The organism is Arcticibacter svalbardensis MN12-7 (assembly GCF_000403135.1).
Taxonomy (GTDB): Bacteria; Bacteroidota; Bacteroidia; order Sphingobacteriales; family Sphingobacteriaceae; genus Arcticibacter; species Arcticibacter svalbardensis.
This window is the reverse complement of record NZ_AQPN01000044.1, coordinates 23,155-49,482: the sequence shown is the minus strand read 5'-3', so window position 1 is coordinate 49,482 and position 26,328 is coordinate 23,155. Positions and strand designations below refer to the sequence as shown.

The 26,328-nt window shown below is 38.9% G+C and carries 22 protein-coding genes; 12 read left to right on the top strand and 10 right to left on the bottom strand.

Going from position 1 to position 26,328, the window contains the following annotated elements:
* Window position 1: 1 nt before the first annotated feature.
* A complete protein-coding gene (locus ADIARSV_RS05500; protein ID WP_016194426.1) occupies window positions 2–640 on the bottom strand; it encodes a WbqC family protein in 639 nt (212 codons plus the stop codon).
* A gap of 22 nt (window positions 641–662) precedes the next feature.
* Here ADIARSV_RS05500 and ADIARSV_RS05495 point away from each other — a divergent pair, with 22 nt between their 5' ends.
* Window positions 663–1,538, top strand: a complete 876-nt coding sequence (locus ADIARSV_RS05495) for a lysophospholipid acyltransferase family protein (RefSeq protein WP_152439781.1) — start codon at window positions 663–665, stop codon at window positions 1,536–1,538.
* Window positions 1,538–2,563, top strand: coding sequence for a glycosyltransferase family 2 protein (locus ADIARSV_RS05490; RefSeq protein WP_016194424.1), 1,026 nt, complete (start codon window positions 1,538–1,540; stop codon window positions 2,561–2,563). Before ADIARSV_RS05495 ends, ADIARSV_RS05490 begins: the two co-directional genes overlap by 1 nt.
* Here the strand turns inward: ADIARSV_RS05490 and cobA are convergent.
* Window positions 2,538–3,272, bottom strand: a complete 735-nt coding sequence (gene cobA / locus ADIARSV_RS05485; protein ID WP_152439780.1) for a uroporphyrinogen-III C-methyltransferase — start codon at window positions 3,270–3,272, stop codon at window positions 2,538–2,540. The genes ADIARSV_RS05490 and cobA overlap by 26 nt on opposite strands.
* A 117-nt stretch (window positions 3,273–3,389) precedes the next feature.
* On the opposite strand from cobA, the gene ADIARSV_RS05480 reads away from it, so the two are divergent.
* Complete coding sequence (locus ADIARSV_RS05480; protein ID WP_016194422.1) at window positions 3,390–4,286, top strand: aldo/keto reductase; 897 nt, start codon at window positions 3,390–3,392, stop codon at window positions 4,284–4,286.
* 37 nt (window positions 4,287–4,323) lie between these two features.
* Here ADIARSV_RS05480 and ADIARSV_RS05475 read toward each other — a convergent pair whose 3' ends face one another.
* The 6 genes from ADIARSV_RS05475 to ADIARSV_RS05450 form a co-directional block, all read right to left on the bottom strand.
* A complete protein-coding gene (locus tag ADIARSV_RS05475) occupies window positions 4,324–5,685 on the bottom strand; it encodes an NAD-dependent succinate-semialdehyde dehydrogenase (protein WP_016194421.1) in 1,362 nt (453 codons plus the stop codon).
* Window positions 5,686–5,784: 99 nt separating this feature from the next.
* Complete coding sequence (locus tag ADIARSV_RS05470; RefSeq protein ID WP_016194420.1) at window positions 5,785–6,096, bottom strand: YgaP family membrane protein; 312 nt, start codon at window positions 6,094–6,096, stop codon at window positions 5,785–5,787.
* A gap of 508 nt (window positions 6,097–6,604) precedes the next feature.
* Window positions 6,605–8,701, bottom strand: coding sequence for a ComEC/Rec2 family competence protein (locus ADIARSV_RS05465; protein WP_016194419.1), 2,097 nt, complete (start codon window positions 8,699–8,701; stop codon window positions 6,605–6,607).
* Window positions 8,698–10,740 (bottom strand): helix-hairpin-helix domain-containing protein, encoded by a 2,043-nt coding sequence (locus tag ADIARSV_RS05460; RefSeq protein ID WP_040299186.1) that lies wholly within the window; start codon window positions 10,738–10,740, stop codon window positions 8,698–8,700. Before ADIARSV_RS05460 ends, ADIARSV_RS05465 begins: the two co-directional genes overlap by 4 nt.
* Window positions 10,730–11,527: a PorV/PorQ family protein gene (locus ADIARSV_RS05455; protein ID WP_160166641.1), complete on the bottom strand. Its 798-nt coding sequence runs from the start codon at window positions 11,525–11,527 to the stop codon at window positions 10,730–10,732. Before ADIARSV_RS05455 ends, ADIARSV_RS05460 begins: the two co-directional genes overlap by 11 nt.
* Before the next feature lie 96 nt (window positions 11,528–11,623).
* On the bottom strand, window positions 11,624–12,397 hold the full coding sequence (locus tag ADIARSV_RS05450) for a queuosine precursor transporter (RefSeq protein ID WP_016194416.1): 774 nt from the start codon (window positions 12,395–12,397) through the stop codon (window positions 11,624–11,626).
* 126 nt (window positions 12,398–12,523) lie between these two features.
* On the opposite strand from ADIARSV_RS05450, the gene ADIARSV_RS05445 reads away from it, so the two are divergent.
* The 3 genes from ADIARSV_RS05445 to ADIARSV_RS05435 all read left to right on the top strand — a co-directional run bounded on the left by ADIARSV_RS05445 (window position 12,524) and on the right by ADIARSV_RS05435 (window position 19,114).
* On the top strand, window positions 12,524–13,303 hold the full coding sequence (locus ADIARSV_RS05445; RefSeq protein ID WP_016194415.1) for an amidohydrolase: 780 nt from the start codon (window positions 12,524–12,526) through the stop codon (window positions 13,301–13,303).
* A gap of 76 nt (window positions 13,304–13,379) precedes the next feature.
* Window positions 13,380–15,824, top strand: a complete 2,445-nt coding sequence (locus tag ADIARSV_RS05440; RefSeq protein WP_040299180.1) for a penicillin-binding protein 1A — start codon at window positions 13,380–13,382, stop codon at window positions 15,822–15,824.
* A gap of 47 nt (window positions 15,825–15,871) precedes the next feature.
* The gene (locus tag ADIARSV_RS05435) at window positions 15,872–19,114 is read left to right on the top strand and encodes a DPP IV N-terminal domain-containing protein (RefSeq protein WP_235048365.1); all 3,243 of its coding nucleotides are present in this window, start codon (window positions 15,872–15,874) and stop codon (window positions 19,112–19,114) included.
* Window positions 19,115–19,181: 67 nt separating this feature from the next.
* On the opposite strand, the gene ADIARSV_RS05430 is transcribed toward ADIARSV_RS05435, so the two are convergent.
* Window positions 19,182–19,526 (bottom strand): GIY-YIG nuclease family protein, encoded by a 345-nt coding sequence (locus tag ADIARSV_RS05430; RefSeq protein ID WP_016194412.1) that lies wholly within the window; start codon window positions 19,524–19,526, stop codon window positions 19,182–19,184.
* A gap of 90 nt (window positions 19,527–19,616) precedes the next feature.
* Here ADIARSV_RS05430 and ADIARSV_RS05425 point away from each other — a divergent pair, with 90 nt between their 5' ends.
* From ADIARSV_RS05425 to ADIARSV_RS05400, 6 genes are read left to right on the top strand one after another with little or no spacing between them, the layout of a single operon-like run.
* Window positions 19,617–20,396 (top strand): XRE family transcriptional regulator, encoded by a 780-nt coding sequence (locus ADIARSV_RS05425; RefSeq protein WP_040299178.1) that lies wholly within the window; start codon window positions 19,617–19,619, stop codon window positions 20,394–20,396.
* A gap of 59 nt (window positions 20,397–20,455) precedes the next feature.
* Window positions 20,456–20,857 (top strand): hypothetical protein, encoded by a 402-nt coding sequence (locus ADIARSV_RS05420; protein ID WP_016194410.1) that lies wholly within the window; start codon window positions 20,456–20,458, stop codon window positions 20,855–20,857.
* 56 nt (window positions 20,858–20,913) lie between these two features.
* Window positions 20,914–22,056, top strand: coding sequence for an aminotransferase class I/II-fold pyridoxal phosphate-dependent enzyme (locus ADIARSV_RS05415; protein ID WP_016194409.1), 1,143 nt, complete (start codon window positions 20,914–20,916; stop codon window positions 22,054–22,056).
* Window positions 22,053–22,661 carry a dethiobiotin synthase gene (gene bioD / locus ADIARSV_RS05410; protein ID WP_016194408.1) on the top strand — a complete coding sequence of 203 codons (609 nt, stop codon included), beginning with the start codon at window positions 22,053–22,055 and terminating at the stop codon, window positions 22,659–22,661. The genes ADIARSV_RS05415 and bioD overlap by 4 nt, the downstream gene beginning before the upstream one ends.
* 47 nt (window positions 22,662–22,708) lie before the next feature.
* Window positions 22,709–23,905, top strand: coding sequence for a pyridoxal phosphate-dependent aminotransferase (locus tag ADIARSV_RS05405; protein WP_016194407.1), 1,197 nt, complete (start codon window positions 22,709–22,711; stop codon window positions 23,903–23,905).
* Complete coding sequence (locus ADIARSV_RS05400; RefSeq protein ID WP_016194406.1) at window positions 23,902–24,879, top strand: bifunctional heptose 7-phosphate kinase/heptose 1-phosphate adenyltransferase; 978 nt, start codon at window positions 23,902–23,904, stop codon at window positions 24,877–24,879. Before ADIARSV_RS05405 ends, ADIARSV_RS05400 begins: the two co-directional genes overlap by 4 nt.
* Window positions 24,880–24,928: 49 nt before the next feature.
* On the opposite strand, the gene ADIARSV_RS05395 is transcribed toward ADIARSV_RS05400, so the two are convergent.
* Window positions 24,929–26,176, bottom strand: a complete 1,248-nt coding sequence (locus ADIARSV_RS05395) for an ABC transporter permease (RefSeq protein ID WP_016194405.1) — start codon at window positions 26,174–26,176, stop codon at window positions 24,929–24,931.
* Window positions 26,177–26,328 lie beyond the last annotated feature (152 nt).

Here is a 26,328-nt window from a genome sequence, read left to right as displayed (position 1 = left end):
CTTAAAGATAAGAGGAACTTTGTGGTCCCTGATTAAACAACAGATCAACGACAGTTAAGTTGGGTATAAAACCATTTCTATCATCAAATACTTGAAAATAGGGTTTAAATGCACTTATCGGAGTTCTTTTAGGATGGATGGAATCTCTATAATCATCCAGATCCACGTATTGCTCTTCGTATGATGTGGAAAAGGTATAGGGTAAATCTAGCTTCAGGTTACGGATTAAAAAATCAAGTAATTCCATATTATAATCAAAGAGAAACTCCCATTTTTGGGTATAGAAAACTTTAAAGTCGTCTTCGTAATATTCGAAATAAGCGGAACGCCGATAGGCTGTCTGGATACTTTGCCAGTGAAGCCGTTGCCAATCAAAGTCGTAACTAATTTTTACGTCTTTGATATCCGTTTGAAGATTTGCACCCTTAAGTACAGGAATGATAAGATCAAGTTTGCCTTGGGGCGAATGAATAGTAGCCCGGCTACGAAAGGTTTGCTTTTTATAATGTTCGCATCCTTCCACTATGATTTGGTCATTATGGGCTTTCATCTGGGAAAAGTATTCTACTGGTGGAAGGTAAAATGAAGGAAATATTGCGCCTTTGTGCATGCTATATACTATGTTTGTACTCAATCGCACGAAATTAACTATAATTATACAGATGAAGAAGGGTCTTAAGAACCTTGCCAAATATCCTTTATATATTCTTTCTTTACTTCCTTTCAGGGTGTTGTATGTTATTGCTGACCTGCTTTATTTTGTATTGTATTACATTGTTAAATACAGAAGAAACGTAGTACATGATAATTTAAAGAATTCCTTTCCTGAAAAGAACGAACAGGAGCTGCTTGATATTACAAAAAAGTTTTACGTAAACCTGGTGGATACCATGGTGGAAAGTCTGAAAATGGCCTCCATGACAAGAGCCTGTGTTTTAAAGCGACTCGTGATCACAAACACCAGTGAAATCAGACAATTTTATGATCAGGGGCGCGCTGTGATTATTGTAACCGCACATTATGGCAATTGGGAATGGGGAACGCCTATAATTGCATCTGTATACCCTGAGCCGGTGATGGTGGTATATAAACCTGTAGCGAATAAAAACTTTGAGGCTATACTGAATGGCTGGCGCTCTCGTTTTGGTGGTATAATGGTACCCATGAAACAAACCTTACGCGCTATATTATCTTGTAAATCGAAAACATTTGCCATTGCTTTAGTGGGGGATCAAACTCCTGTGAGGCATGAAGCGCATTATTTTACCGATTTTCTGAATCAAAGAACAGCCATATTTTTAGGAGTGGAAAAAATTGCCGTAAAAACAAATATGCCGGTTATTTATGCTCATCTGAACCGTCTGAAAAGGGGTTATTACGATTGCACCCTCACCACTTTATTCGAGAACCCAAAGGATACCAAACTTTATGAAATCACAGAAGGTCATACCCAATTTCTGGAACAAATAATAAGGAAAAGACCGGAGATGTGGCTATGGTCGCACAGGCGTTGGAAATTTAAGGAGGAAGATGTATAATGTCTGATTTTCCAAGTGTAGCTGTTGTTATATTGAACTGGAATGGAAAAGATTACATGGAGAAATTTCTTCCTGAAGTAGTTCGTTCTTCTTACCCGAACTTAAGGGTTATCGTAGCCGATAATGCCTCTACTGATCAATCTGTACCGTTTTTAAGAACTTCTTTTCCAAACGTTGAAATCCTGATCAATAATAGCAACGAAGGCTTTGCCGCAGGGTACAATACAGCACTTGCTCAAATTCAATCTGATTATTTCGTACTCCTGAATTCTGATGTAGAAGTAACTTCCGGATGGATAGAGCCAGTTATTACATTGATGGAGCGTGATCCTATGGTTGCAGCAGCACAGCCTAAAATTAAATCTTATCTTAATAAAGACAGATTTGAACATGCCGGTGCGGCTGGTGGATATTTAGATAGGTTTGGATATACATTTTGTAGAGGCCGGATTTTTGACACCGTTGAAGACGACCAAGGTCAGTATGAAAGTGCATCAGAGATATTTTGGGCAAGTGGAGCTGCATTCTTTATTAAAAGCAGTTACTGGAACTTATTGGGAGGCTTTGATGCCGATTTTTATGCACACATGGAAGAAATTGATCTGTGCTGGAGATTAAAAAATAAGGGATATAAGATCATGTATTGTCCGCAATCTACCGTTTATCATATCGGGGGTGGAACTCTACAAACGGAAAGCCCATTTAAAACATACCTGAACTTTCGTAACAACCTGGTTTTACTAACCAAGAATCTGGATCCTCAGAAACGATTATATATCCTATTTATCCGTTTTGGGCTTGATTTTATCTCCTTATTAAAGTTTGTTGCTAATGGGAAGTTTCAACATGCACTGGCCATAAGCAAGGCACACCGCTCCTTTTTTAAAAACCTGCAAAGGAACTGGTCGAAAGGAACTCAGGATGTATCTTCTTTTAATAAAACCGGATTTTATACAGGAAGTATTGTCTGGCAGTACTTTGTTAAAGGTCGAAAATACTTTAAAGATTTAATGCAGTATCCTTAAGAGCAACCACACCTCCTATAATAATGATTGAGGGATGCGTAAGATGGTTCATCTCGGCAATAGCCGAAAGATCTTTCACTAGTCCACTTCCCGATTTTTGTTTGACATGAGTAGCATGCTGAATGATTGCAGCTGGGGTATCTCCTTTTCCTTCCTGAATATAGGTATCCGCTATCTCATGCACTTTTTTCATCCCCATATAGATCACTACGGTTGCATTGCTCCGCATGGCTAAACGAAGATCAGAAGATAGTCCGCCATCTTTTTTTGTTCCGGTAAGCACCCAGATACCTTCACTTATAGTGCGGTGTGTAAGTGGAATATGACTAAACCCAGAGGCCTGCATACTGGTGATCCCTGGTATATAAAAGGTTTTAATGCCTAATTTATTAGCAAAGAGTACTTCTTCAAAGCCTCGTCCAAATATAAAGGGGTCGCCTCCTTTTAACCGGACCACCATACCTTTTTCAAAAGCTTTCTCTTTGATCAATTCATGAATAGCTTCCTGAGAGGTGTATTCACCGTAAGGTGTTTTACCTACGTATATTTTTTCGCAGCTGTCCTGCGCATAATCAAGCAACTCTTTATTCGCTAAATTATCATACAGGATAATGGGTGTGCGCTGTAAAACTTTGAGCCCCTTAAGGGTAATAAGTTCCGGATCACCTGGCCCTGCTCCTACTACATACAATTCCGGTGTAAACTTCATCTCCCCCATAGTTATTCTTCAATATAGGGGAAAATTAGTAACACTTTTTGGAATTAACACATTAAATTCTCAATAGATAAAATAAACATTATTTTAGAGCATAGATTTAGAGCTAGAATGAAGTATAATCAAATCGGTCAATCGGATATTCAAGTAAGTGAAATAGGGTTCGGTTGTATGTCGTTAGGAATTGATGAACGAAACAACAAGTTTATCATTGATCAGGCACTGGAATATGGAATCAACTTTTTTGATACGGCTGATTTGTATGAAAAAGGATTGAATGAGGAGCAGGTTGGAAAAATACTAAAAGATAAAAGATCTGATTGTATACTGGCGACCAAAGTGGGGAACCAATGGAGAGCAGATGGAAGTGGATGGGACTGGAACCCGCGTAAAGAATATATTATGAAAGCGGTTGAAAGTAGTTTAAAGCGCTTAGGCACCGATTATATAGATCTCTACCAATTGCATGGGGGAACTCTCGAAGATCCCATTGATGAGGTTATAGAAGCATTCTCGACCTTAACAGACCAGGGAAAGATCAGACAATACGGCATTTCATCTATCCGTCCTGAAGTTATAAAAAAATATGTAGAACGTTCAGCCATTGTGAGTGTCATGATGCAATTTAGCTTACTCGATCGCAGGCCGGAAGAAAGCATGATGAAGCTGCTCGAAGAAAACGAGATACCAATTCTTGCCCGTGGAGGAATTGCTCAGGGATTATTAGTGAATAAACCAGCAAAAGAATACCTCAACTATACCGTTAAAGATGTAGAAGTGGCAGCAAAAGCGGTCAACTTTGTTGCAGGTACAAAAAGAAGTCCATCGCAAACTGCACTTCTTTATGTATTGAAAAAGCCACCGGTAGCATCTGCTATAGTAGGAATTCGCACCATTGAACAGTTAAATGATGTGGCTAAAATAGCAAGTGCTCCTGAGTTAACTGCTGCTGAATATGCTTTTTTAAGTGAATCTGTTAAGCCTAAACTTTACGAAAAATTCAGATAATCTTCAGTTAGTTAAAATACGTTTAATTCACAATGATTTAAGCGACATATACAGATTTGATATTTACAAACTCCTTAATTCCATAAACACCAAGCTCCCTTCCATATCCTGATTGTTTAATGCCACCGAATGGAAGATCAGGACTAGAGCGAACATAATCATTGATGAAACAGCAACCGGCCTCAATCTGCATGGAGGCTATACGGTTTGCCCGGTTTAAATCAGTTGTAAACAAGGCAGAGCCTAATCCAAAGGAAGAATCATTGGCTACACAAATAGCTTCATCCTCATCTTTCACCACAATAACAGAGGCTACCGGCCCAAAGAGTTCTTCATCATAAGCAGGCATTCCTTTGGTTACACCGGTTAGAATTGTAGGTGGATAAAAAGCATGTTCACCCGGTTCCACTGTACCACCGAGAATACATTTGGCCCCCATTTCGATACACTTCACTACTTGTTGATGAAGCTCATCACGAAGAGCAACTTTTGCCATAGGCCCCATTGTAGTATCCGGTTGCATTGGATCACCTGGGTGTTGACTTGCCATTTTATCTTTAAATAAAGCAATAAATTGTGCTGCAACTTCTTCCAATACGATAAAGCGCTTAGCAGCGATACAGCTTTGTCCGCTATTGATCAACCTGCTTTCTGCACATTTCGAAGCAGCTAATTCAAGATCCGCATCCTCAAATATGATATAAGGGTCACTCCCCCCTAATTCTAATACTGCTTTTTTAATTAGTGAAGCAGCTTGTCCTGCTACTTTCATCCCAGCCTCAGTACTTCCTGTTAAGGTTACGGCTTTGACTAATGGGTTTGCAATAATGGATTCAACAGAATCACTTGAAATGAGTAAAGTTTGAAATACATGCTCAGGAAAACCTGCTTGCTTAAGCAGTTCTTCAATAATTAAAGCACAACCTGGAACATTTGAAGCGTGCTTTAAAAGAGCAACATTTCCAGCCATTAGTCCGGGGCCTAAGAACCGGAACGTCTGCCAAAAGGGAAAATTCCAGGGCATCACAGCAAGTACAACTCCCAGAGGTTGAAAAGTAATATAGCTATTACTGGCATCCGTTGTCACTATTTCGTCTTTTAAGAATTCAGCTCCATGCTCAGCATAATAGATACAAACCTTTGCACATTTTTCAATCTCAGCACTACCTGCTGTTATTGGCTTCCCCATTTCTTCTGCCATCAAATGAGCGAGCTCTGTTTTTCTTGTTGTTAACACTTCTGCTAGCTTTTTCAGTAGATCTGCCCGTTGATTATAGCCTACTGTTCGCCATGTTTCAAAAGCCTGATGAGCTTTATGAATTTTATCACTGACTTCTTCAGCAGTATGCAGTTTATATTCTTTAACTAATTTTCCGTTATATGGATTCGTAGTGTGCATTCGTATTTAAATTAAAAAGAGGCTGATATCTTTTTCGATTCAGCCTCTTTAGATGTAATTTAATTTGCATAGCCAGCGTTTTTTATACCTTTAATCGTTTTACGATACAGTAAAGGTTGTGGGAGAGCTAATTAAAATAGTTTCGTTTTCTTCATCTATATCTTCTTCCAATGCTGCTTTTAAAGGACAGTAGCCTGTAAGCCCTCTTTGCATCAGAGATCCCCCTACAACTACTTTTCCTAAAGCAAATACAGGATGTGAAAAAATACTGGTTATACCACTAAATAAAATGAAAGCACCAGTAGCTAAAGAAATGATTCGCTCTGATTTACTTACGTTAGCATTTGGATTATCCTGTAGTAAGGGGCCTTTTAAAGAATCTTTTAAGTTGTCAATTATTTCGTTATTCATAACTGTTTATTTTATTTTTTCTAAGTCTTTATTCAATAACACGATTAATGAGACAGTGTTTCCACGAATATCAATTCATTTTAACGGCTCAATTATGCTTCTACACCCCGTATTTTATTAAAATATTTATAAAGCATTGAAAAAGGGGACCTAACACCTGTTTTCTTCAAAATTTAACACTTTATAATGATGACAAAGTATTAACCAAATTATCATTAATTCAACTGATAAATCATCGCTTTCCTTAAGGATATTGCAGACAATCAGCACTTCTATTGAAACTCTAAAATGCCTTAATTTGAGACTTATTTCTATTCAAAAATATATTTTCATTTTAGCACAATAAAGATTTATTGATATGAAATTTTACATATATTTGATGGAGCTCATCTGGCGAAATTATAAACCAAGCCCTTATCTTAACCAAGATAAGGGTTTTTCTTTTATCTCATTTCTTGGAAATTTACAAACTTAATTGTATCAGGATCAGGACATGAAATTTTTCCATTTACTCCATATCTTCCCTATTTAATGCCTTCTGGTTTTTGAGGATATAATACGTTAAACCCAGCTGTTCTGCATCTTTGGTCCATTGTTCAATTTTATAATTGGCATTCTTAGATCCAATGATCAGATAGTTGAATTTATAATTTTTCATTAATTCAGTCATCTCTACAGATGGATTATCATGCAGTAATATTGCATTTACAACCACCGGTAACTGCGATACTCCCTGTTGATAAGACCGATCATAAATAAGGAGCTTCCAACTTTTAAACTGACAGCAATGACCTCTAAAAAAAAGGTCAGCAGTTCTATAAGTTGTCGGGTAAGGAGTAAAACTTTCTAAATTCAGGTTTTGATTATTTATCAAGGGCATGATCGAATAGTTAGATATTGGATCATCCTTTTTGAGATCGCTTAGAACAGTCACCTGTCCCCTTCGTATAAAAGCTATCGCCATCTGGTTTTTAAGGGAGTAAAAAACAACACTTGTCTTTCCTCTAAGCAGCAAATTATTTATACTATTCACGCTTACAAGAACAAACACAATAAATACAAGCAACCAGGCAATATTTTTTGTTTTGCTTTTAAATGCGATATAGAAACCGATTATTAAACAATAAAGGAGCAGATAGTACCAGATCCCAAAGTGAAATCCATGAAAATTAGCAAAGGGAAAGTTTTCTATGATTCGAAGTCCCCCATTAAGAACCAGGATACTTTTTCCCAATACTGTACCTAAAATACGCAGTATAAAATCAAATGGAATCAACAGAAAACAAATTCCGCCGTACATAATGATCACAACAGGGATAAGGATAAACAGGTTACTGATCAGAAAAAACACCGGGAATTGATTGAAATAGTATAAACTCAAGGGGAAGGTGGCTATTTGAGCGGCGAGAGACACCGCTATGCATGACCATATTTTGTCTAACAACCAGTTCTTAACCTGTACTTTGATATATATTTCCGGGTAAAACAGGATAAGTCCCATTACTGCGAGATATGACAGTTGAAAGCCTACATCAAATAACAGCATAGGCTGAATCAACAATTGGAAAAATGCAGATGCAGCAATACAATTAAGCATCTTCTGATCTCTATTCATCGCTTTGCCTACAATGACAAAGCTGATCATAATGGCTGCCCTGCAAGCTGCTGCCGAAAATCCGGACAGCAAGGTATAGGACCAAACAATCAGGATAAATAATAAAGTTTGAACTATCTTTAGTTTACTGTGGTTCATGAACCCTAAAAGATAGCCTGCCAGAGTCATAATCAAGGCGACATGCATTCCCGAAACAGACAATACATGCATGGTGCCAGTCTTGCTATATGTATTAAGTACATCTTTACTTAAATCTGCTTTATACCCAAGCAATAGAGTCGAAACCAGAGCAGAGGCTTCTTTATCAGGTATATATTTATCCAGCTTTCTTACCATGTTTTTCCTTTGATCAATCAGGAATGAATTGAAGCTCCAATTTGTTCCCTCCAGTTTTACTTGAGATAAAGTCAAATATGCCTGGTGATATACCCCATGATTCGCCATATACGTTTTATAATCAAATTCATAGGGATTTCGAGGGCCTTCGATCAATTTGTATTTTGCCGGAATCAACAATAGATCTCCATCTTTATACTGAGCGGTATTTGTAGAGTCTATTTTTAGGGTGACCAGCATTTTACCGCTTGCAGCCTGTACTTTTTCCCCTTTGATACTTTGCTGAACAGATACTTCAAAACGCAACTGGCTATTCTTCAGTTGTGGTTCTGATCTAATTTCTACCAATAATGCATCTGAACGATGATGAGCAAAATAGTCCTTAGAATATGTCTGATAATTGAAAAGCGTATAGGTTGTAAAAAAACAGAGTATGAATAAAAAGACACTTAATCCAGGCATCCATGAGTATAAATACAGTTCATAGCGCTTATATTGAACCTGCATCACAAGCATAACGAGAAGCAATATCACAGTGATAGAGGGGAAAACAACATACAGCCATGCCGAAGTCTGCAAATTGAATGCAATGGAAATACCCATTATTAATGGAATAAGCAGCCTTACAAAAACGTGTGGAGTGCTATAATTCATTTTAAACTGTATCTAACCTGTATTTTGAAATCTGATTTATGTCGCCCTTCTATTAAATCCAGTCCGCTTCCTATATCCTCTCCAGAGGAGTATTGCGTAATGGCATACTTAAACCAGGCATCTATAGATCTACTTAAACGGTATCGGGTGTTCAGATAAAACCGGTATCCTTTATCCTGATAAGCAGGTATCGAGTAACTGTAAAGCACGTCATTTTCAAAAGCATAGATACGCGAATCGTAAGCATCACAATGAAAGAATGCTACTCTGAAATTGCCACTCAGCTTTGAACCCATCGGTTTGTATAAAACATCCTGATAGATCAATAAACCTAATTGACTGTTTAACGCCTTTTTATACTGCACAACTTCTACCCTATTTCTAAATTGAAAGTTTGCATTCAGTTTAGTTAAGAAATCCAGCCGATAGTTATCTTTATGTACAGGTACCAGGTAGTTTATGGTATTTTCACCCGCATCATTCTGCTCCTTGACATTAGATTTATACCTGAAACTCAATTTCGTGCCTTTTTTAAGTGACCAGCTGGCCTGGGCTAATAGCTCTCTCCCTGAAGATGGTGCATCCACACGATAACGGAGCCATGGAAACCTGAAGAAATCAGTGTAAAACGATATCTCCGTCTTGGGCGTAAGGGCAACAGTCAAACCAGAATAAAAACCACTTTCATTGGATGCGTTACTTCCTTCATTGATCGCCTTATTAAAGAAAGAGTAATAATTTTTCTGATAGTTCCTATAAAATAGCACAGCCGATACCTTATTGGAAAGACTTCCCATTAACCCACTTATTAAAGCAAAACCACTATTTACACTATGCGAAACCTCAGCAAAGGAATAAAGATTATTCCAGGTGTAATTGTAATATACGGAACTGTTAGTCAATGTTGAACCTGCAAATTCAAATTTATTGTATAAAGATTGTCCAGACTCCAGATTATAATTATATCGGGTTTGATAAACAATGACGCCTGAACGTAATGCTTTTCCAGAATACTGGATCACTGATCCGAATACGAGCTGACTTGCAGCACCTTTATTATCTAACTCTGTTGCGGTCCGATGCAATCCTGTAATGCTTAGGGAGCTGATCTGTGACTCGTTTATTAAGGTATCTGCAGTATTTACAGAGGCATCAACAGCATGATATGAAATAAAAGGAGTCAGTTCAAAGTGTTTGATGGCTATTGTAGCAGCCACTCCTCTAAAAAACTCGGTTTCGTTAGTAGAAGAATATGGTTTTAAACCGGATTGCAGCTTAGCAATGCCGGCAATATTTGCCCCTTTACCAAAACTTAGTCCGGACCATAGACTTAAACCTTGTCCAAATTGCAAAGAATAGTCTCCCAAAGCCAGTTTTTTAACATATCGCCCGTTACGAATAAACAGACTCGCCGAATAAAAATCAAATCCATAAGGTTTAGTAGATGCGCCGAAAGGTTCCCCTGCATCCTTTTCCATCGTAACTGCTCCGGAAACATTTTTACCATAATGATATCTGTACCGGTTTAAAAGCTTAAAAGGCGAACCTGTATAATGAGATACCGTATCAGGAACCAGATAACCTTTCTGTTTTTCTATCGTACGGGAGTAAGTAGTCATCAGCTCATGTGTACTTTTTGCCTGACTCTTTTTAATTTCCAACATTCCCGGTTTAGCAATCATTATAAAAGGAATCATATATTGTACGGTTTCCTCCGTAAATAAATCGATCAGCTGCAGCTCCTGAATTTCAACAAAAGGGCCATTATCACGCCGATAATCCAAAAAAGACGTTATTTGTAAAGGATTTAAAAATACCAGATCAGTCAATTGTTCCAGGTTAACTGTATTCAGATCATAAGGATGCTGCTTTATAAAATATAACCTTTCTGAGAGTTCCGAATAATCTGTTTCCGACTGATTATTTTCAGCAATAGATTCCAGCAAAGTTTCAATGAAGGGATCAGTTTCTGTTTGAGTAAAGCCTGACTGAAAGCTGATCACCAAAACCAGTAGCAGCAATTGGCGTTTAAAACTCATAAGCTAAGGAAATCTGTGGAGAATAACCCAAAGCAGGATGGCTACTTAATGCACCGTCAATACATAAATGATCAATAGCATAACCAAAACCTGCGTACTGCTTGAAGGGATGTGTGGAGACGCCCCCACGAAATGCAAGCTGAGGAATAACACTATATTCTAATCCCGTTCGAAAATCGGCAATTCGTTTAGAGGATACCACAAGAGCAGTGCTGAGGAGTACCTTATCCGAAAACAAGTAAGAAGAACCCGCTTCTGCAAAAACAGGCAATATAGCATCAACAGCTGCATCATATGAGCTAGCAGAAGGATTCACAACATGAGCACCAATAATCAGGCTTTCGGAAGGCTTATATTGTAGTCCCGCCTCTACAGAGTAGGTACCAGTATGGCCATATCCTGCAATACTCAGCTGATGATAGTTGAAATTTAAAGAGGCAAAAAGAACATCGTTAAAGTTACGGGCATATGCAAAACCATACCGTCGTTCTTTAAATGCAGAAAAGCCAAAACTTTGCATACTCCATCCGAAAGTTTGATGCCCGTAAGGATAGGCAAAAACAATAGACTGCGTATTAATTTCAGTACCTACAATAGTGTTTAAATAAGATATAGCAGCTATCGGTTTGTGCAACGAAGCAAGGCCGGCCTGGTTGGATTGAACAGACCATACCTCCTGAAGGGCCACTCCGGTTTGACCCATAGCGGTGATGCGTGCTCCGGCATTTATATTTTGAGCGAACAACCCTTTCGTACTGAGAATTACAATGACTGAAAGCCATAACATTTTCATACTTAAGAAATAAGAAAATAGGTTTATGCCGGAAATGTACTGTTTTTTTTGCTGCAGAAAAAAAATATTAATTTTTATGAAAAATATAATTTAATCTACTTTTGCAGCCTCCTCCCGAAGGGTTAAGGATAACTCTTTTCCTAAAAAACGATCTATGATTCCGTGAAACATATAAAGAATCGGGGTCATTCCTATTGCGACAATAAACTTATAGGAATAATTGACCAACCCAATTGCAGCAACCATCTTCCAGCTCCAGTGATATTGAGGATTCAAATAAAAAGCGATAAAAATCACCACGAAACTATCTATAAATTGAGAAACGACTGTAGATCCGGTTGCTCGTAGCCACAACCTTTTTTCCCCGGTTATTTTCTTTATCCGATGAAAAATCGCTACATCAACAAACTGTCCCAGTAAAAAAGCAGTAATAGAGCCTGCAATAATCCACATACCCTGACCAACAACGCCCACAAATGCACGGTTCATATCGATTACTTCACCCTGAACGGTTTGTTTAACCCAGAAATCTGCAGGACTTAATCCCATTGCAAAACCAATCACCAGGAAGGCATAGGCAATCAGAAAGGCGGTGATCAGAGATAAAAACCGGACTTGCTTCATCCCATAGTATTCATTAATGAGGTCTGTAGTAATAAATACAAGTGGCCATGTCAGCACACCTGCCGACATATTAAAAGATAATCCAGGGACACCAAATAAATCAATATCAAACTTAGGCAGCCCTAAAGAGGCCTCAACGCTAAAAATCTTTACCCCTATAATTTCCGCTAAAATGGTATTGGCAACCATAAATGTTCCCAGAATAAAAAAAAGTCTGCTTTCCTGGCTCTTTAATATCATATAAAAGTATTTTTAAACAGTAAAGCTATTATTTTTCATCATTTTTACACTTTGAAATTTAGATTAGACCAATTATTAGAATACAACGTTTGCATAGTTATTACTTTTACGATCTGATTAGAATTAATGAGTATTTTAAAAATCACTACATTCCAGGCATACTTATTCTGGGAGAACATAGAAAAGAATCTTAAGAACCTTTCTTTAAGGCTTTCTTCAATTCGCGAAAAGACTGATTTGATCATTCTCCCTGAGATGTTCAGCACAAGTTTCACCATGAATGCCGAAATATTGGCTGAAGAGATGAACGGAATTACCATGCAATGGATGCTTGAACAAGCGATTCGCTTCAATTGTGTCGTTACAGGGAGTCTTGCCATTAAAGAAGATGGTAAGTACTATAACCGCCTGATCTGGATGCGTCCCGATGGAACCTTCGAGAAATACGACAAAAGACATCTTTTTAGTCTGGGTAAAGAGGACACAGTGTATACTGCCGGTACCAAAAAACTTTTTGTCGAACTCAAGGGTTGGAAAATATGTCCTGTCATCTGTTATGACCTTCGCTTTCCTGTTTGGCTGCGTAATGTAAATGCAGAATACGACATTTTACTTGTGGTAGCCAACTGGCCCGATAAACGTGCTTCACATTGGAAAAGCCTCATCCCTGCCCGTGCAGTAGAAAACCAAGCCTTTGTTATTGGTGTTAACCGTGTTGGGCACGATGGAAATGAGGTTTATCATAATGGTGATTCAATGTGTATAGATCCCTATGGAAATACAGTGTATTATAAACCAAATGATGAAGACCTCTATACCTTTTCTATATCAGATGAGGACCTTCATAAAGCAAGAAGAACGCTACCTTTTCTTAAAGACGCAGATAATTTTAACTTTACAGACTAAATTGAACTGTTCATCATATTCATTATCATATTACCCTAATTTTTAAATAGAAAGGATAATATATTCCGACCACTATATGTTTAAAGAGATTAAAAATAAGCCACTACGTTACATTCTAATTTGCATCTATTTTTCTATTATTTTCTTTTGTGCCATTGAAATAAATTTCCTGGGGCTATTCGGTTACTCCCCTACTATCAAAGATATTGAAGCTCCGAATATGCGGATTGCTTCAGAACTATACACTGCCGATGGTAAATTAATTGGCCGTTATTACAAAGAAAACCGAAGTCCTGTGGAGTTCAACAAAATATCACAGGGAACCATTGACGCACTTGTTGCCACGGAAGATATCCGCTTTTTTAGCCATTCAGGTGTTGATATCAGATCATTATTCTCCAGTTTAGCTTCTACCGTATCCGGTGATAAAAGAGGAGCCAGTACCATCACACAACAGCTTGCCAAAAACCTCTATCGTACCCGAAATATTAAACAACAAGGTCTGATTAAACATGTCCCTATCTTAAGGACAGTGATTTATAAATTTAAAGAGTGGTTAACTGCTTTAAAGATTGAAGGGAAATATACGAAACAACAAATCCTTACTATGTACCTCAATACGGTTCCTTTTGGAAGTAATACGTATGGTATAAAAACTGCTTCAAAATTGTACTTCAATAAGGAACCTGAAAAATTGCAAGTTGAACAGTCCGCACTATTGATTGGTATGCTTAAGGCTACTACTACCTATAACCCGGAAAACCATCCCGATAAAGCATTTGAAAGACGAAATGTCGTGCTTTCACAGATGGAAAAGTATAAATATATCAGCCCACAAGAATTCAATACCCTTAGTCAGCGTCCTTTAAACATCCGAAAGGGACAAATTACAGAGGAAGAACGAGGCGATTCGTATCTGCGTTCTGCAGTAGAACGTTATTTAACTAAATGGTCAGAGGACAACGGATATGACCTATATGAATCCGGACTAAAAATCTATACTACGATTGACTCCAAGCTTCAGGGCTATGCCGAAGAGGCCGTTAATGAACAAATGAAGTCGTTACAAAGAAGATTTAAGAATGTATGGGGAAATGAAGATCCATGGCGAACTTCGGACGGTAAAGTAATCGAAAACTTTCCTGAAATAGCTTCTCAGCGCCTTCCCATATATGCCCTGCTGAAAAAGCAATATAATGGCAATCAGGATTCTATTGATGCCTACTTCAATAAACCCAAAAAGATGAAAGTATTCAGTTGGGATGGCGATAAAGAAGTAGAATTTTCAACCATGGATTCTATAAAGTACTATGCCAGCATCTTAAATACTGGAATGATGACTCTTGATCCTTTCAATGGACATATTAAAGTTTGGGTAGGTGGTATTGATTTTAAACACTTTAAATACGACCATGTAAACCAGGCTAAACGACAGGCAGGCTCCACGTTTAAACCATTCGCTTACCTTGCGGCATTGGAAAGTGGAATGTCTCCTTGCGACAAGTTCATCGACAAACCTGTTCGAATTAAGTATCAGGAAGACGATTCAACCAAATACTGGGAACCTAAAAACTCAGACTATTCTTTTTCCGGAAGAGAAATGAGTATGAGATGGGCAATGGGTAAATCAGTAAACTCAATCACTGCACAGATCACAGAAAAAGTAGGTTGGGACAATGTGGTAAAATATGCACATGAATGCGGTATTGAAAGTCATCTTAAATCTGTTCCCTCAGTAAGTTTAGGCTCCAATGATGTTTCCGTATTTGAAATGGTTAAAGCTTATGGCACCTTTTTAAATAAGGGAGTACGGACAGACCCTATTTTAGTGGAAAGGATTACAGATCATGAAGGAAAAATTATTGAGCAATTCAAAGCCGAACAAAAAAGGACACTGACAGAAGAAATTGCCTGGCTCATGTTATACATGTTTCGAGGAGGCATGGATGAACCCGGAGGTACTTCACAGTCTCTTTGGGAATGGGATCTTTGGAAAAAAGGAAACCAGATTGGTGGTAAAACAGGAACTTCATCCGATTTCGTTGATGGCTGGTACATGGGTATTACCAAAGATCTGGTAACAGGGATATGGGTAGGTTGCGATGAGCAAAGTGTCCATTTCAGGTCTTCAGGAACTGGCGAAGGTGCTCATACTGCTTTACCGATATTCGGAAAATTTATGGAAAAAGTGTATCATGACGCCTCTTCAGGTTATACTTACGGCCCTTTTCCTGGTCCCGGTGTGGAAATTACCCGTGATTACAACTGCCCGTCCCCACGATTTGTTATCGACACCACTAAAGTGGACTCTGTAGATACCGATTCGTTGTCTGTTCCTGATACCTTGCATATAAACGATACTAACCTCGACAATCCTCCCGTACTTGTTCCTGCAGATAGAGGTGCTGCCATTCTTCCCAAAAGCAACCAAAATATAGCTGAGGATAGCCGTTCAGAGAGAAAAAGAAAAAGACAGGAAAAACGAGAAGAGAAAAAACAAAACAAGGACCAAAACAATTAGATTTGAGTACAATAACTTTTCTGGATATCCGTATATAACCTACATATATGAAAAATTTCTATCTAAACTTGACCATGTTAAAAAAAGGAGTTTTTTATTCACTTCTTTCTTTAACCCTTATTCTTACAGCCAGTCCATCAAAGGCGCAATACTTCGGACAAAACAAAGTCCGTTATAAAAATCTTAAGTTTCAGGTTAACCAGTCTCCTCATTTTGAACTATATTCTTATTTGAAAAATGATTCACTGGTGAAGCGCTTTATGCAGGAAAGTGAGTTATGGTATGACCTTCATCAACAGGTATTCAGAGATACTTTTGCAAAAAAAAATCCAGTAATCTTATATAACAATCATTCCGATTTCCAACAAACAACCGCTATATCAGGGGAAATAGGCATCGGAACAGGAGGTGTAACGGAAGGTATGAAAAACAGGGTAATCATGCCTGTTATGCAGCTCAATCAGCAAACCCGTCATGTTCTTGGTCATGAGCTCGTGCATGCCTTTCAATATCACTCCTTAATTGAAGGAGACTCAACCAACCTGGAAAACATTGGAAATCTTCCCTTGTGGATGGTGGAAGGGATGGCCGAATACCTTTCCATAGGAAAGGTCGATCCTTTTACTGCCATGTGGATGCGTGACGCCTACTTAAATAAGGATATTCCGACACTAAGGGACCTAACGGAGACTAACAAATATTTTCCTTACCGTTATGGGCAGGCTTTCTGGGCATATGTAGGTTCAACCTATGGGGACACCATAATTGTCCCTTTCTTTAAAGCAACAGCGAAACTGGGCTATCAGAATGCAATCCAGGCTACATTTGGTTATGACGAGCGTACATTATCCAATTTATGGCGAACAAGCATAGAGAATACCTATAAACCTTTCTTAAAAGATACTTCACAGATTCCTGTAGGACATCGGTTGATAGACAATAAGAATGGAGGGGACATGAATGTAGCTCCTGCAATTTCACCTGATGGTAAATATGTCGCATTCCTGTCCGAGAAAGAACTTTTCAGTATCGATCTGTTTCTTGCAGATGCTCAAACAGGTAAAATAATCCGCAAATTAAGCAGTCGAACCAACAATACCCACATAGACGAATTCAGCTTTATAGAGTCTGCCGGTGCATGGTCCCCTGATAGCAAAAAATTCGCATTTACCATTTATAATCAAGGTCAGAATAAACTGATGGTGGTTAATATTGCAAATGGGAAAGTCCTGATGAGCGAAGGTATGGGTGATGTCAGGGAGTTTAGTAACCTGGCATGGGCTCCAAATGGTGATGATATCGCCTTTACTGGTTTAAAACAAGGATTTAGCGACCTCTATATCTACAATACAAAGACGAAAAACCTGACGCAGCTTTGCAACGATAAATATTCAGACTACCAACCGAACTTTTCTGCGGATGGGAAGTACCTGCTATTTACCAGTGACCGGACCACGCTGGATAAAAGTGCCCAGACCGCTAATATAACCTACAATCTGGCTATAATGGATCTGGCTACAAAAGCAATCACTAATATTGATGTCTTTAATGGTGCCGACAATCTGAATCCACAGTTTTCCTCCAATGGAGAACAGATCTATTTTCTATCAGATCGGGATGGGTTTAGAAACTTGTACCGATATACATTAAGGACAAAGGTAGTAGAGCAGATGACCGATTATTTCACCGGAATCAGCGGCATCACAGCGTACTCACCAGCCTTAAGTTTATCCCGCAACGACGATGTTTTATATTCCTATTACCGATCTCAAAAATATACTATCTACAATGCTAAAGCCAGCGAGTTTAAGCCAGTAGTTGTACAGAGAAATGCCATTAACTTTGATGCAGCTAATCTTCCACCACGAAAACAAACCGGCGTAGATCTTATCAATGCTAATTTAAGGAACTTCGAACGTTTTGAAACAATTAGTGGCAGTCAGATAGAGGCAGTCAAATACCGTCCTCAATTTAAACTTGACTACTTGTCAAGTAACGGTGTTGGCGCATCTGTTGGTCGCTTCGGTACAGGTCTTTCCAGTGGTGTTCAGGGAATTTTCAGTGATATCCTTGGTCGTAACCAAATCTTTGCCACTGCTGCAGTGAACGGTGAGATCTATGATTTTGGTGGTCAGGTAGCCTATATCAATCAACAAGGCCGAATCAATTACGGAACCTCTGTTTCTCATATCCCTTATTTATCAGGTTTTTATGTAAGTCAGCTTCAAGCAGGAGATAACCCGGGCGCAACGGGATATAATTATGTGGAAGGAACAGATTTGCTTCGTACGTTTGAGGATCAGGTTCAGCTCTTTGCATCTTATCCCTTTTCCCGAATCTTCCGTTTTGAAGCAGGTCTAGGTGCTGCTTATTACAGCTACAGGATTGACAGGATGGCTAATTATTACCAGGCTTATGTAACAGAATCCCCAACCGGAGAACTTACCTATACAGGAAGTGATTATTATCCTTTCGATTCGGATAAACGCCGACTTAAAGGAGATGAATTAGCTGCCGCCTATCCAGGAAGTACTTTCGATGCTTTTACTATTTACCAAACCAATGCTGCTTTTGTAGGCGATAATTCCTTTTCTGGAGTGACTTCTCCATTAAGCGGATTCAGGTTCAGAATAGGGATAGAAAATTATATCGGCGATTATAATTTCCAGGCATTTACTGCTGATCTGCGTAAATATGTACGACTAAAACCAGTTACTCTTGCTGGAAGGTTTTATAGCTATACCCGTTTCGGTGAAGACCAAAGTGCCTTATATCCTTTATATATTGGGTATCCTTATTTGATCCGCGGTTATGAATCTGCTTCCCTCTATTCCAATAACGGAATTAACAACACAGGGATCTCTATTGACCAACTATCAGGATCAAAAATTGCTGTTGCTAACTTTGAAGTCAGGTTGCCTTTTACCGGTCCCGAGAAACTCTCAGCAGTAGAATCTAAATTCTTATTTTCCGACCTGAACTTGTTTTTTGATATTGGTATAGCTTATAATTCAAATTCAAAACTAAGATGGAAAGCTTCTGACGATCAACAGGTAATTGATATTCCTTCTCCTACTCCCATTGGAAACAATGGAAATACGGGCGGCTTCATTGGAGGTACAAACAGTTCGTCCACTACAATAGAACGCATCCCAGCTATGAGTGCGGGTATTTCTCTCCGTGTCAATATGTTTGGCTATTTCGTTCTTGAACCCTACTATGCATTTCCTTTTCAACGAAAAGATATCAAAGCGGGCGTGTTTGGATTAACCTTCGCTCCCGGTTGGTAAACATGCTAGCTCTATTGTTTAGCTAAGAATTTTATCAAGGACTTTATATCAGGAAAAGCGGCAAGTTTTAAGCCGCTTTTCCTATTTTAACAGGTTCCAAAAGCTCAGCCTGCAGCATCATTTCCTCGTAGCTTAATCCAATAGCAAGATCTAGCCAATCCGGATTCACATCCCGGATCAACTTCTCCTTTTGTGCCCTGGTATACTTACAGATCAGGTTAAACCGATGTAAAGCAACCTCTTCGGTGCGAAGTTCCTCAAAATAAATTAACCTGCTCAGCTGACTTGCACTGTCAAAAAACAGGTTTGGCATTTCCTTGTAAAAATTAATTGTTTTTAATAAATCAGAGCTCATGCCCACATGCAATGAAGTCCGGTTTCTGTCTGTAATTACATAAACAAATCTTTTCATGACTTTAATGTTTTATATGTTAAAATTATTTGCTAATTTTATTGGCATAAAGATACTAATAATATTAGCAAAACAAAATATATTTTTAATATGCGCAACATTTCTAATAATTTAAGATATTTAAGGAAAAATAAGAAGCTCACGCAACAGCAATTCGCTGATACTATGGAGATTAAAAGATCCCTTGTTGGAGCGTATGAAGAAGACAGAGCGGAACCAAGATATGATTTGCTAAAAAAATTCGCAGAGTTCTATGAATTAACCATGGATGAATTGATCAATGAAACGATTAATGAAAAGTGGAATCCTAAACCCAAACTAGATGCTTCAGGAATTCGTGTACTGAGTATTTCTGTTGATTCAGAAGACAGGGAAAATATAGAACTTGTACCTGTAAAAGCCAGTGCAGGGTATTTAAATGGCTATTCTGATCCCGAATTCATAAGTGAATTGCCCAAATTTCGGCTTCCATTTCTATCACAAGGCACTACTTACCGCGCGTTTGAACTAAAAGGAGACTCTATGCTTCCTCTACAGCCCGGCTCATTAATCATTGGGGAGTATATTGAAAACTGGACCGATGTAAAAATTGGCGATACCTATGTGTTTATTACTAAATCTGATGGTATTGTATATAAAAGAGCAGGGAATAAGTACAAAGAGAACAAGTCAATCAAACTGATCTCCGACAACCAGGTCTATGAACCCTATCCGGTGCAAGCTGAAGATATCCTTGAAATCTGGAAAGCAAAGGCCTATATTTCCACCTCATTTCCAGATCCTTCGCCAGAACCTACCATGGAAAGTCTAACCGCAATGATGGCCCAAATGCAAAAATCTATTGCACAGATTAACAAACCAAAAAATTAATTAATCGCCTCATTAAACCTGTTGATCTTTCTTGAGTCTTATAAAGAAAAACGAACAAAATGAAAAAGAATTTATTGCTTATCGCACTATTAGCCGGAGCTGTTTCTTTTAGTCAGGCCCAACAAAGACCTCAAAGAAGCCCTGAAGAAATGGCAAAGAGAAATTTGGAAATGCTTGACAAACAACTTTCTCTAACTGCTGAACAAAAAACACAGGTTTCAGCAATTATGACAACAGAGACCAAACAAATGGATAGTCTCAAAAATGCAGGTGGAGCACAAGCAGACCGTAAGGTTATGCGTACCCAAATGCAGGAGTTTCAAAAGGAACATCAAAAAAAGATTATGGACATCTTAACAGACGACCAGAAGAAATCTTATGAGAAGTATATTGCTGACCGTCAAAGCAAAATGGGAAACGGACGTAAAGCTAACGGACAAAAACCAAATCCTGACAATTAAAAAAACATTTTCTTATTCCATTAAAAAAGCGACTTTATTCAGTCGCTTTTTTAATTTTGGGACGGGGAAAAGAAGTGAATAACATAACAACATTTTTAGAACAGAAACTTGAGTTTAGAAAACATGCTAATGCTTTCAGGAAACTTACCATTAATGAAGGTCTGATTGACTTTTGTTCAAACGATTATCTTGGTTTTGCATCCTCTGCAGACCTTCGAGAACTCATCAGCTCAAAAGAAAAAGCCCAAGCCCCTCAACCAACAGGCTCTACAGGGTCCCGACTTATTTCAGGAAACAATACAATAGCCGAACAACTGGAAACAGACCTCGCGCTGTTCCATTCAGCAGAAAGCGCATTGCTTTTCAATTCAGGATATGACGCTAACATAGGTCTTTTTTCATCCCTTGCCCAAAGAGGCGATACGATTATAACCGATGAGTTAGCACACGCATCCATTATTGATGGAGCAAGATTAAGTAATGGCACCCGCTATTCCTTTAGACACAACGACCTCAAAAGCCTCGAAGCCAAAATCAAAGTTTCCAAAGGAAACATTTATATTGCTGTGGAGAGCATCTATTCCATGGATGGAGATGAAGCTCCTCTCAAAGCATTAGTGGAATTAGCTGAACAATATGGTGCCGCCCTTATTGTGGATGAGGCACATGCAACGGGAATTTATGGACCACACGGTAGCGGTCTTATAACCCATTACGACTTAGAAAAGCGCATTTTCGCCAGGGTAATCACATTCGGAAAAGCTTTAGGCTGCCATGGTGCCGCGGTAGTGGGATCCTCTCTGCTAAGAAATTACCTGATCAATTTTGCCCGCTCCTTCATATACAGTACAGCTGCACCCTCCCACTCGCATCTATCAGTGAGTATGGCCTATCAGTTACTTCAAAAAGAAGATTTTCAAACTAAGATTCACGAAAAGATTCAGTTCTTTAAAAAAGAGTCAGCAGCAATTGCCAAAAGATTTATACCATCCAACTCTCCGATTCAATCTTTTTTGATCCCAGGCAATAATGAAGCTAAGCAGATGGCACTCTTATTAAAAGAACATCGATTTGATATCAGGCCAATCCTTAGTCCTACTGTTCAGGAAGGCAAAGAACGTCTACGGATTTGTCTGCATACCTTCAATTCCGTTCAGGACATTAAACAACTCCTCTCTTTATTAATAAAAACAGCATGAAACCATTGTTCATCACAAGCATTGACACCGGCATAGGGAAAACCGTGGTGTCCGCTATATTAACCGAAAAGCTTCAGGCGGACTATTGGAAACCCATCCAATCCGGTGATTTGCATGACTCTGACACCCTTAAAGTACAGTCACTGGTCTCAAATAGTAAAACGGTCTTTCATCCGGAGGCCTACCGTTTAACGCAACCTTTTTCTCCTCATAAATCCGCAGACCTTGATGGGGTACAGATTTCCCTTGATCAGATCAATTTACCGGATACCCTTAACCGGCTGGTTATAGAGGGTGCAGGGGGACTTATGGTTCCCTTAAATCAAAACCAATACATGGTTGACCTGATCAAAAAGTTTGATGCCGAAGTGATTCTTGTTGTCAGACATTACCTGGGCAGCATCAATCATACCCTGCTCAGTTTGTCGCTGCTGAACAGTCTAAACATCCCTGTAACCAGAATAATTGTAAATGGACCAAATGATGAGTATGCAGAAAAGGCCATACGGAGCTACGCCAACAACATCGAAATCAATACGATAGCAAAGACCGAAGTCCTCGATAAAGACTTTATAATCAGTCAGGCCAAACACATTTCCATTTAATTAGCTTACACTTTAGCTTTAAACCACTTTTAATATATATTTGTACTATGAGTATTTTATCTAACCGCATAAACAATCTCGACGAGTCGGCTACTTTAAAGATGTCAAAACTCGGTCGGGAGTTGTCAGCAAAAGGCATTGATGTGATCAGCCTTAGTCTTGGAGAAACAGACTTTTACACGCCCGATTTTGTAAAGGATGCAGCGAAAAAGGCAATTGACGGAAACTTTTCTTACTACACACCCGTACCGGGATATCCTGAATTGAGAAAAGCGATTGCTGAAAAGTTAAAGCGTGAAAATAATCTGGATTATACTTTCGATCAGATTGTCGTATCAACAGGTGCGAAACAATCGCTAACCAACATCATACTTAGTCTGGTAAACCCTGGAGATGAAGTTATCATTCCAACTCCATACTGGGTATCTTACTCCGAACTGGTTAAGTTAGCAGAGGGAGTATCTGTATTTATCGATACTACTTTAGAATCTGATTTCAAAATCACTCCTGAAGAACTTGAAGCTGCCATTACACCACAAACTAAGCTCTTCATGTTCTCCTCTCCAAATAACCCTACAGGAACGGTTTATACCAAAGACGAACTTGCAGGTCTGGCTAAAGTATTTGAAAAATACCCCAATATTTATATTATTTCCGATGAGATTTATGAGCACATCAATTTCCTTGGTGAACATGCTTCTATTGCTCAGTTTGCTGAAATTAAAGATCGTGTCATTATTATTAACGGTTTATCTAAAGCCTATGCAATGACAGGCTGGAGATTAGGTTTCTCCGCCAGCAACAAAACTATTGCCGTAGCAAACGAGAAACTTCAAGGCCAAACCACTTCCGGAACCTGTTCCATCAGCCAAAAAGCAGGAGTTGCTGCCTATAACGGTAACCTGGACAGTGTAAACGCAATGAGGGCTGTATTTGAAAAACGCCGTAATCTTGTTTATAGTTTATTAAAAGATATTCCCGGAATGAAGGTAAACCTTCCTGGTGGTGCGTTTTATTTCTTCCCTGATGTGAGTTCGTTCTTTGGAAAAACTTCAGAAAGTGGTGAAGTAATTAACACTTCGGATGAACTGGCCTTATATATATTGAATACAGGACATGTGGCTGTTGTGAGTGGCGATGGATTTGGAGATAAAAATTCAATCCGCATATCATACGCTGCTTCAGAAGAGAAACTAATCGAAGCCGCATCACGTATTAAGAGCGCATTAGCAAAATTAAAATGATAGACCTGTTCAGAAAGTTCAGTGAATTGAACATTCTAATCATAGGAGACGTCATGATGGATTCATACCTTTGGGGAAATGTAGACCGCATTTCCCCAGAGGCTCCTGTCCCTGTAGTTTCTGTACATAAACGCGAAAATCGCCTTGGCGGTGCAGCTAACGTGGCACTAAACATCCAATCCCTTGGTGCTACCCCATTAATCTGTTCGGTAATCGGGAATGATATCGAAGGTGCAGCCTTTCTGCATTTACTGGAAGATCATGAACTATCTGCTGAAGGAATAATCAGCCTGAACGACCGCCCTACCACTGTTAAAACCAGGGTGATTGGTCAGAACCAACAGATGCTCCGGATCGATGAAGAAACTGATGCCCTACTGAGTCAGGAACACTCCGGCCAGCTCATCGATAAAATTAAAACCCTCATCAACAGCAAGGAGATTCACGCAATCATATTTCAGGATTACGACAAGGGAGTGATCAGTCAGCAGTTGATAACCGAAATCGTATCCGAATCTAAGAAGAAGAATATCATTACCGTTGTTGACCCTAAAAAAAGGAATTTTCTTAAATACGCGAATGTAACTCTATTTAAACCCAACCTGAAAGAACTCCGCGAGGGACTAAAAGTGGAGATCGATATGCGCCAGATGAAAGATCTGGAGTCTGCTGTAAAACAAATTAAGACGCACTTGAACGCTGATTACATTATGGTTACTTTGTCAGAGTTAGGCGTATTTATGCAGTCAAATGATCAGAAAAGACTTATCCCAGCGCATATCAGAAAGATAGCCGATGTTTCAGGTGCCGGCGATACGGTGATTGCTACAGCAGCGGTATGTTTGGCTAGTGGACTGGATGTATTTACAACTGCCGCCGTTTCAAATCTGGCTGGTGGACTGGTTTGCGAACATGTAGGCGTCGTGTCCATCGACAAAGCGCATTTACTAAAGGAATCGATAGCACTTAAATAAGGCCATTATTCTACAAGAAAACTTCAGTTAATTTTCAGGAAACCCTTACTTATTTGCTTCTTATAGCTTCAACAGGATCAAGTCGCGATGCCATAAAAGCCGGAATAATCCCTGAAATAAGTCCTATTGCAGTTGAAAGAATAAACATTAAAACCACTTTACTCATATCCACTATAATATCAACATCTGTTACGATATTCAAAATAAAGGCCAGCAGGTAGACAATCCCCAATCCAATCAGTCCTCCCATTAAACAAAGGGCAACAGCTTCGATGAGGAATTGAAGCAAAATAAAGTAGTTTTTAGCACCCAAAGACTTTTGAATTCCGATAATATTAGTACGTTCTTTTACAGATACGAACATGATATTGGCAATCCCAAATCCACCAACCAGGATCGAGAAGATCCCGATTACACCACCAGCAAGGTTGACCACGGCAAACATGCTATCCAGTTGAGCCGTAAGAATAGTTGATTTGTTCAAGGCAAAATTATCATCCATTTTTGGACTCAAACGATGAACCGAGCGCATGATTCCTTTAAGTTCGCTTTCCAGTTCCTCCACTGGTACACCAGGTTTGCCACGAACAGAAATCTGAGGACCATATTGTTCATTCTGAATGTCAATCACGTTCCTGGCAAAGTTTAAAGGAAGCAATATTGTTTTATCAGCAGAAGTTCCAAGCATATCCTCTCCCTCCTCTTTAAAAACACCAATAATTTTGATATTCCTTCCCATCACCTTAATATCTTTTCCTACCGCCCTCTGATTTGGAAACAAACCCTGCGCTAATGAAAAGCCTATAAGAGCAATAGGGCTCCCTACCTTAGATTCAGCTTCCGAAAAATAGCGTCCATCTTCCAGATCAAAGCTCCATGTCTTGTAATAATCATGTGTAACCGCTGAAATCTCAGCACCTTCCACACTATTACTTCTATATTTTACAGTACGATTACCCGCCCAAACACTATAAGAAACCGCTTCCGCATTGGTAGCCCGTTCCTTCACTTTTTCAAAATCTCGTAAGGTTGGAGTAGGTCGGTTCATGTATTTCCACCATTGATAATCGCCACCAAATTCCCATGGCCATTTTTGAACATAAACGGTGTTACTTCCTAATTTATCCACACTGCTCTGCAGATTATTGCGTAGCGTATCAACAGCCGAAAAGACACCTATAATAGTCATGATACCAATAGTAATGCCTATCAGGGACAAAAATGTCCGTAACTTGTTCTCCTTCAAAGAAGAAAACGCAAAGTTAAAACTCTCCAGAATTAGTTTTAATACGATCATATTGCAGGTTAGATGAAATTACAAATTAAAAGTTACAAAGGGTGATAAATATAGCATCATCAAACCAAGTTGGTATCGTGTAGGAGTCAGCTTCGATGTAGCACCCTTGCTTGTTCGTTGCAGCTGGCTGAAAACAGCTGTTTTCAGGGTGA

Bases quoted from the DNA above. Each gene is read 5' to 3' on its own strand.
- ADIARSV_RS05495 (WP_152439781.1), top strand. From the start codon at position 663: ATGAAGAAGGGTCTTAAGAACCTTGCCAAATATCCTTTATATATTCTT.
- ADIARSV_RS05490 (WP_016194424.1), top strand. From the start codon at position 1,538: ATGTCTGATTTTCCAAGTGTAGCTGTTGTTATATTGAACTGGAATGGA.
- cobA (WP_152439780.1), bottom strand. From the start codon at position 3,272: ATGAAGTTTACACCGGAATTGTATGTAGTAGGAGCAGGGCCAGGTGAT.
- ADIARSV_RS05480 (WP_016194422.1), top strand. From the start codon at position 3,390: ATGAAGTATAATCAAATCGGTCAATCGGATATTCAAGTAAGTGAAATA.
- ADIARSV_RS05475 (WP_016194421.1), bottom strand. From the start codon at position 5,685: ATGCACACTACGAATCCATATAACGGAAAATTAGTTAAAGAATATAAA.
- ADIARSV_RS05470 (WP_016194420.1), bottom strand. From the start codon at position 6,096: ATGAATAACGAAATAATTGACAACTTAAAAGATTCTTTAAAAGGCCCC.
- ADIARSV_RS05465 (WP_016194419.1), bottom strand. From the start codon at position 8,701: ATGAATTATAGCACTCCACACGTTTTTGTAAGGCTGCTTATTCCATTA.
- ADIARSV_RS05460 (WP_040299186.1), bottom strand. From the start codon at position 10,740: ATGAGTTTTAAACGCCAATTGCTGCTACTGGTTTTGGTGATCAGCTTT.
- ADIARSV_RS05455 (WP_160166641.1), bottom strand. From the start codon at position 11,527: ATGTTATGGCTTTCAGTCATTGTAATTCTCAGTACGAAAGGGTTGTTC.
- ADIARSV_RS05450 (WP_016194416.1), bottom strand. From the start codon at position 12,397: ATGATATTAAAGAGCCAGGAAAGCAGACTTTTTTTTATTCTGGGAACA.
- ADIARSV_RS05445 (WP_016194415.1), top strand. From the start codon at position 12,524: ATGAGTATTTTAAAAATCACTACATTCCAGGCATACTTATTCTGGGAG.
- ADIARSV_RS05440 (WP_040299180.1), top strand. From the start codon at position 13,380: ATGTTTAAAGAGATTAAAAATAAGCCACTACGTTACATTCTAATTTGC.
- ADIARSV_RS05435 (WP_235048365.1), top strand. From the start codon at position 15,872: ATGAAAAATTTCTATCTAAACTTGACCATGTTAAAAAAAGGAGTTTTT.
- ADIARSV_RS05430 (WP_016194412.1), bottom strand. From the start codon at position 19,526: ATGAAAAGATTTGTTTATGTAATTACAGACAGAAACCGGACTTCATTG.
- ADIARSV_RS05425 (WP_040299178.1), top strand. From the start codon at position 19,617: ATGCGCAACATTTCTAATAATTTAAGATATTTAAGGAAAAATAAGAAG.
- ADIARSV_RS05420 (WP_016194410.1), top strand. From the start codon at position 20,456: ATGAAAAAGAATTTATTGCTTATCGCACTATTAGCCGGAGCTGTTTCT.
- bioD (WP_016194408.1), top strand. From the start codon at position 22,053: ATGAAACCATTGTTCATCACAAGCATTGACACCGGCATAGGGAAAACC.
- ADIARSV_RS05405 (WP_016194407.1), top strand. From the start codon at position 22,709: ATGAGTATTTTATCTAACCGCATAAACAATCTCGACGAGTCGGCTACT.
- ADIARSV_RS05400 (WP_016194406.1), top strand. From the start codon at position 23,902: ATGATAGACCTGTTCAGAAAGTTCAGTGAATTGAACATTCTAATCATA.
- ADIARSV_RS05395 (WP_016194405.1), bottom strand. From the start codon at position 26,176: ATGATCGTATTAAAACTAATTCTGGAGAGTTTTAACTTTGCGTTTTCT.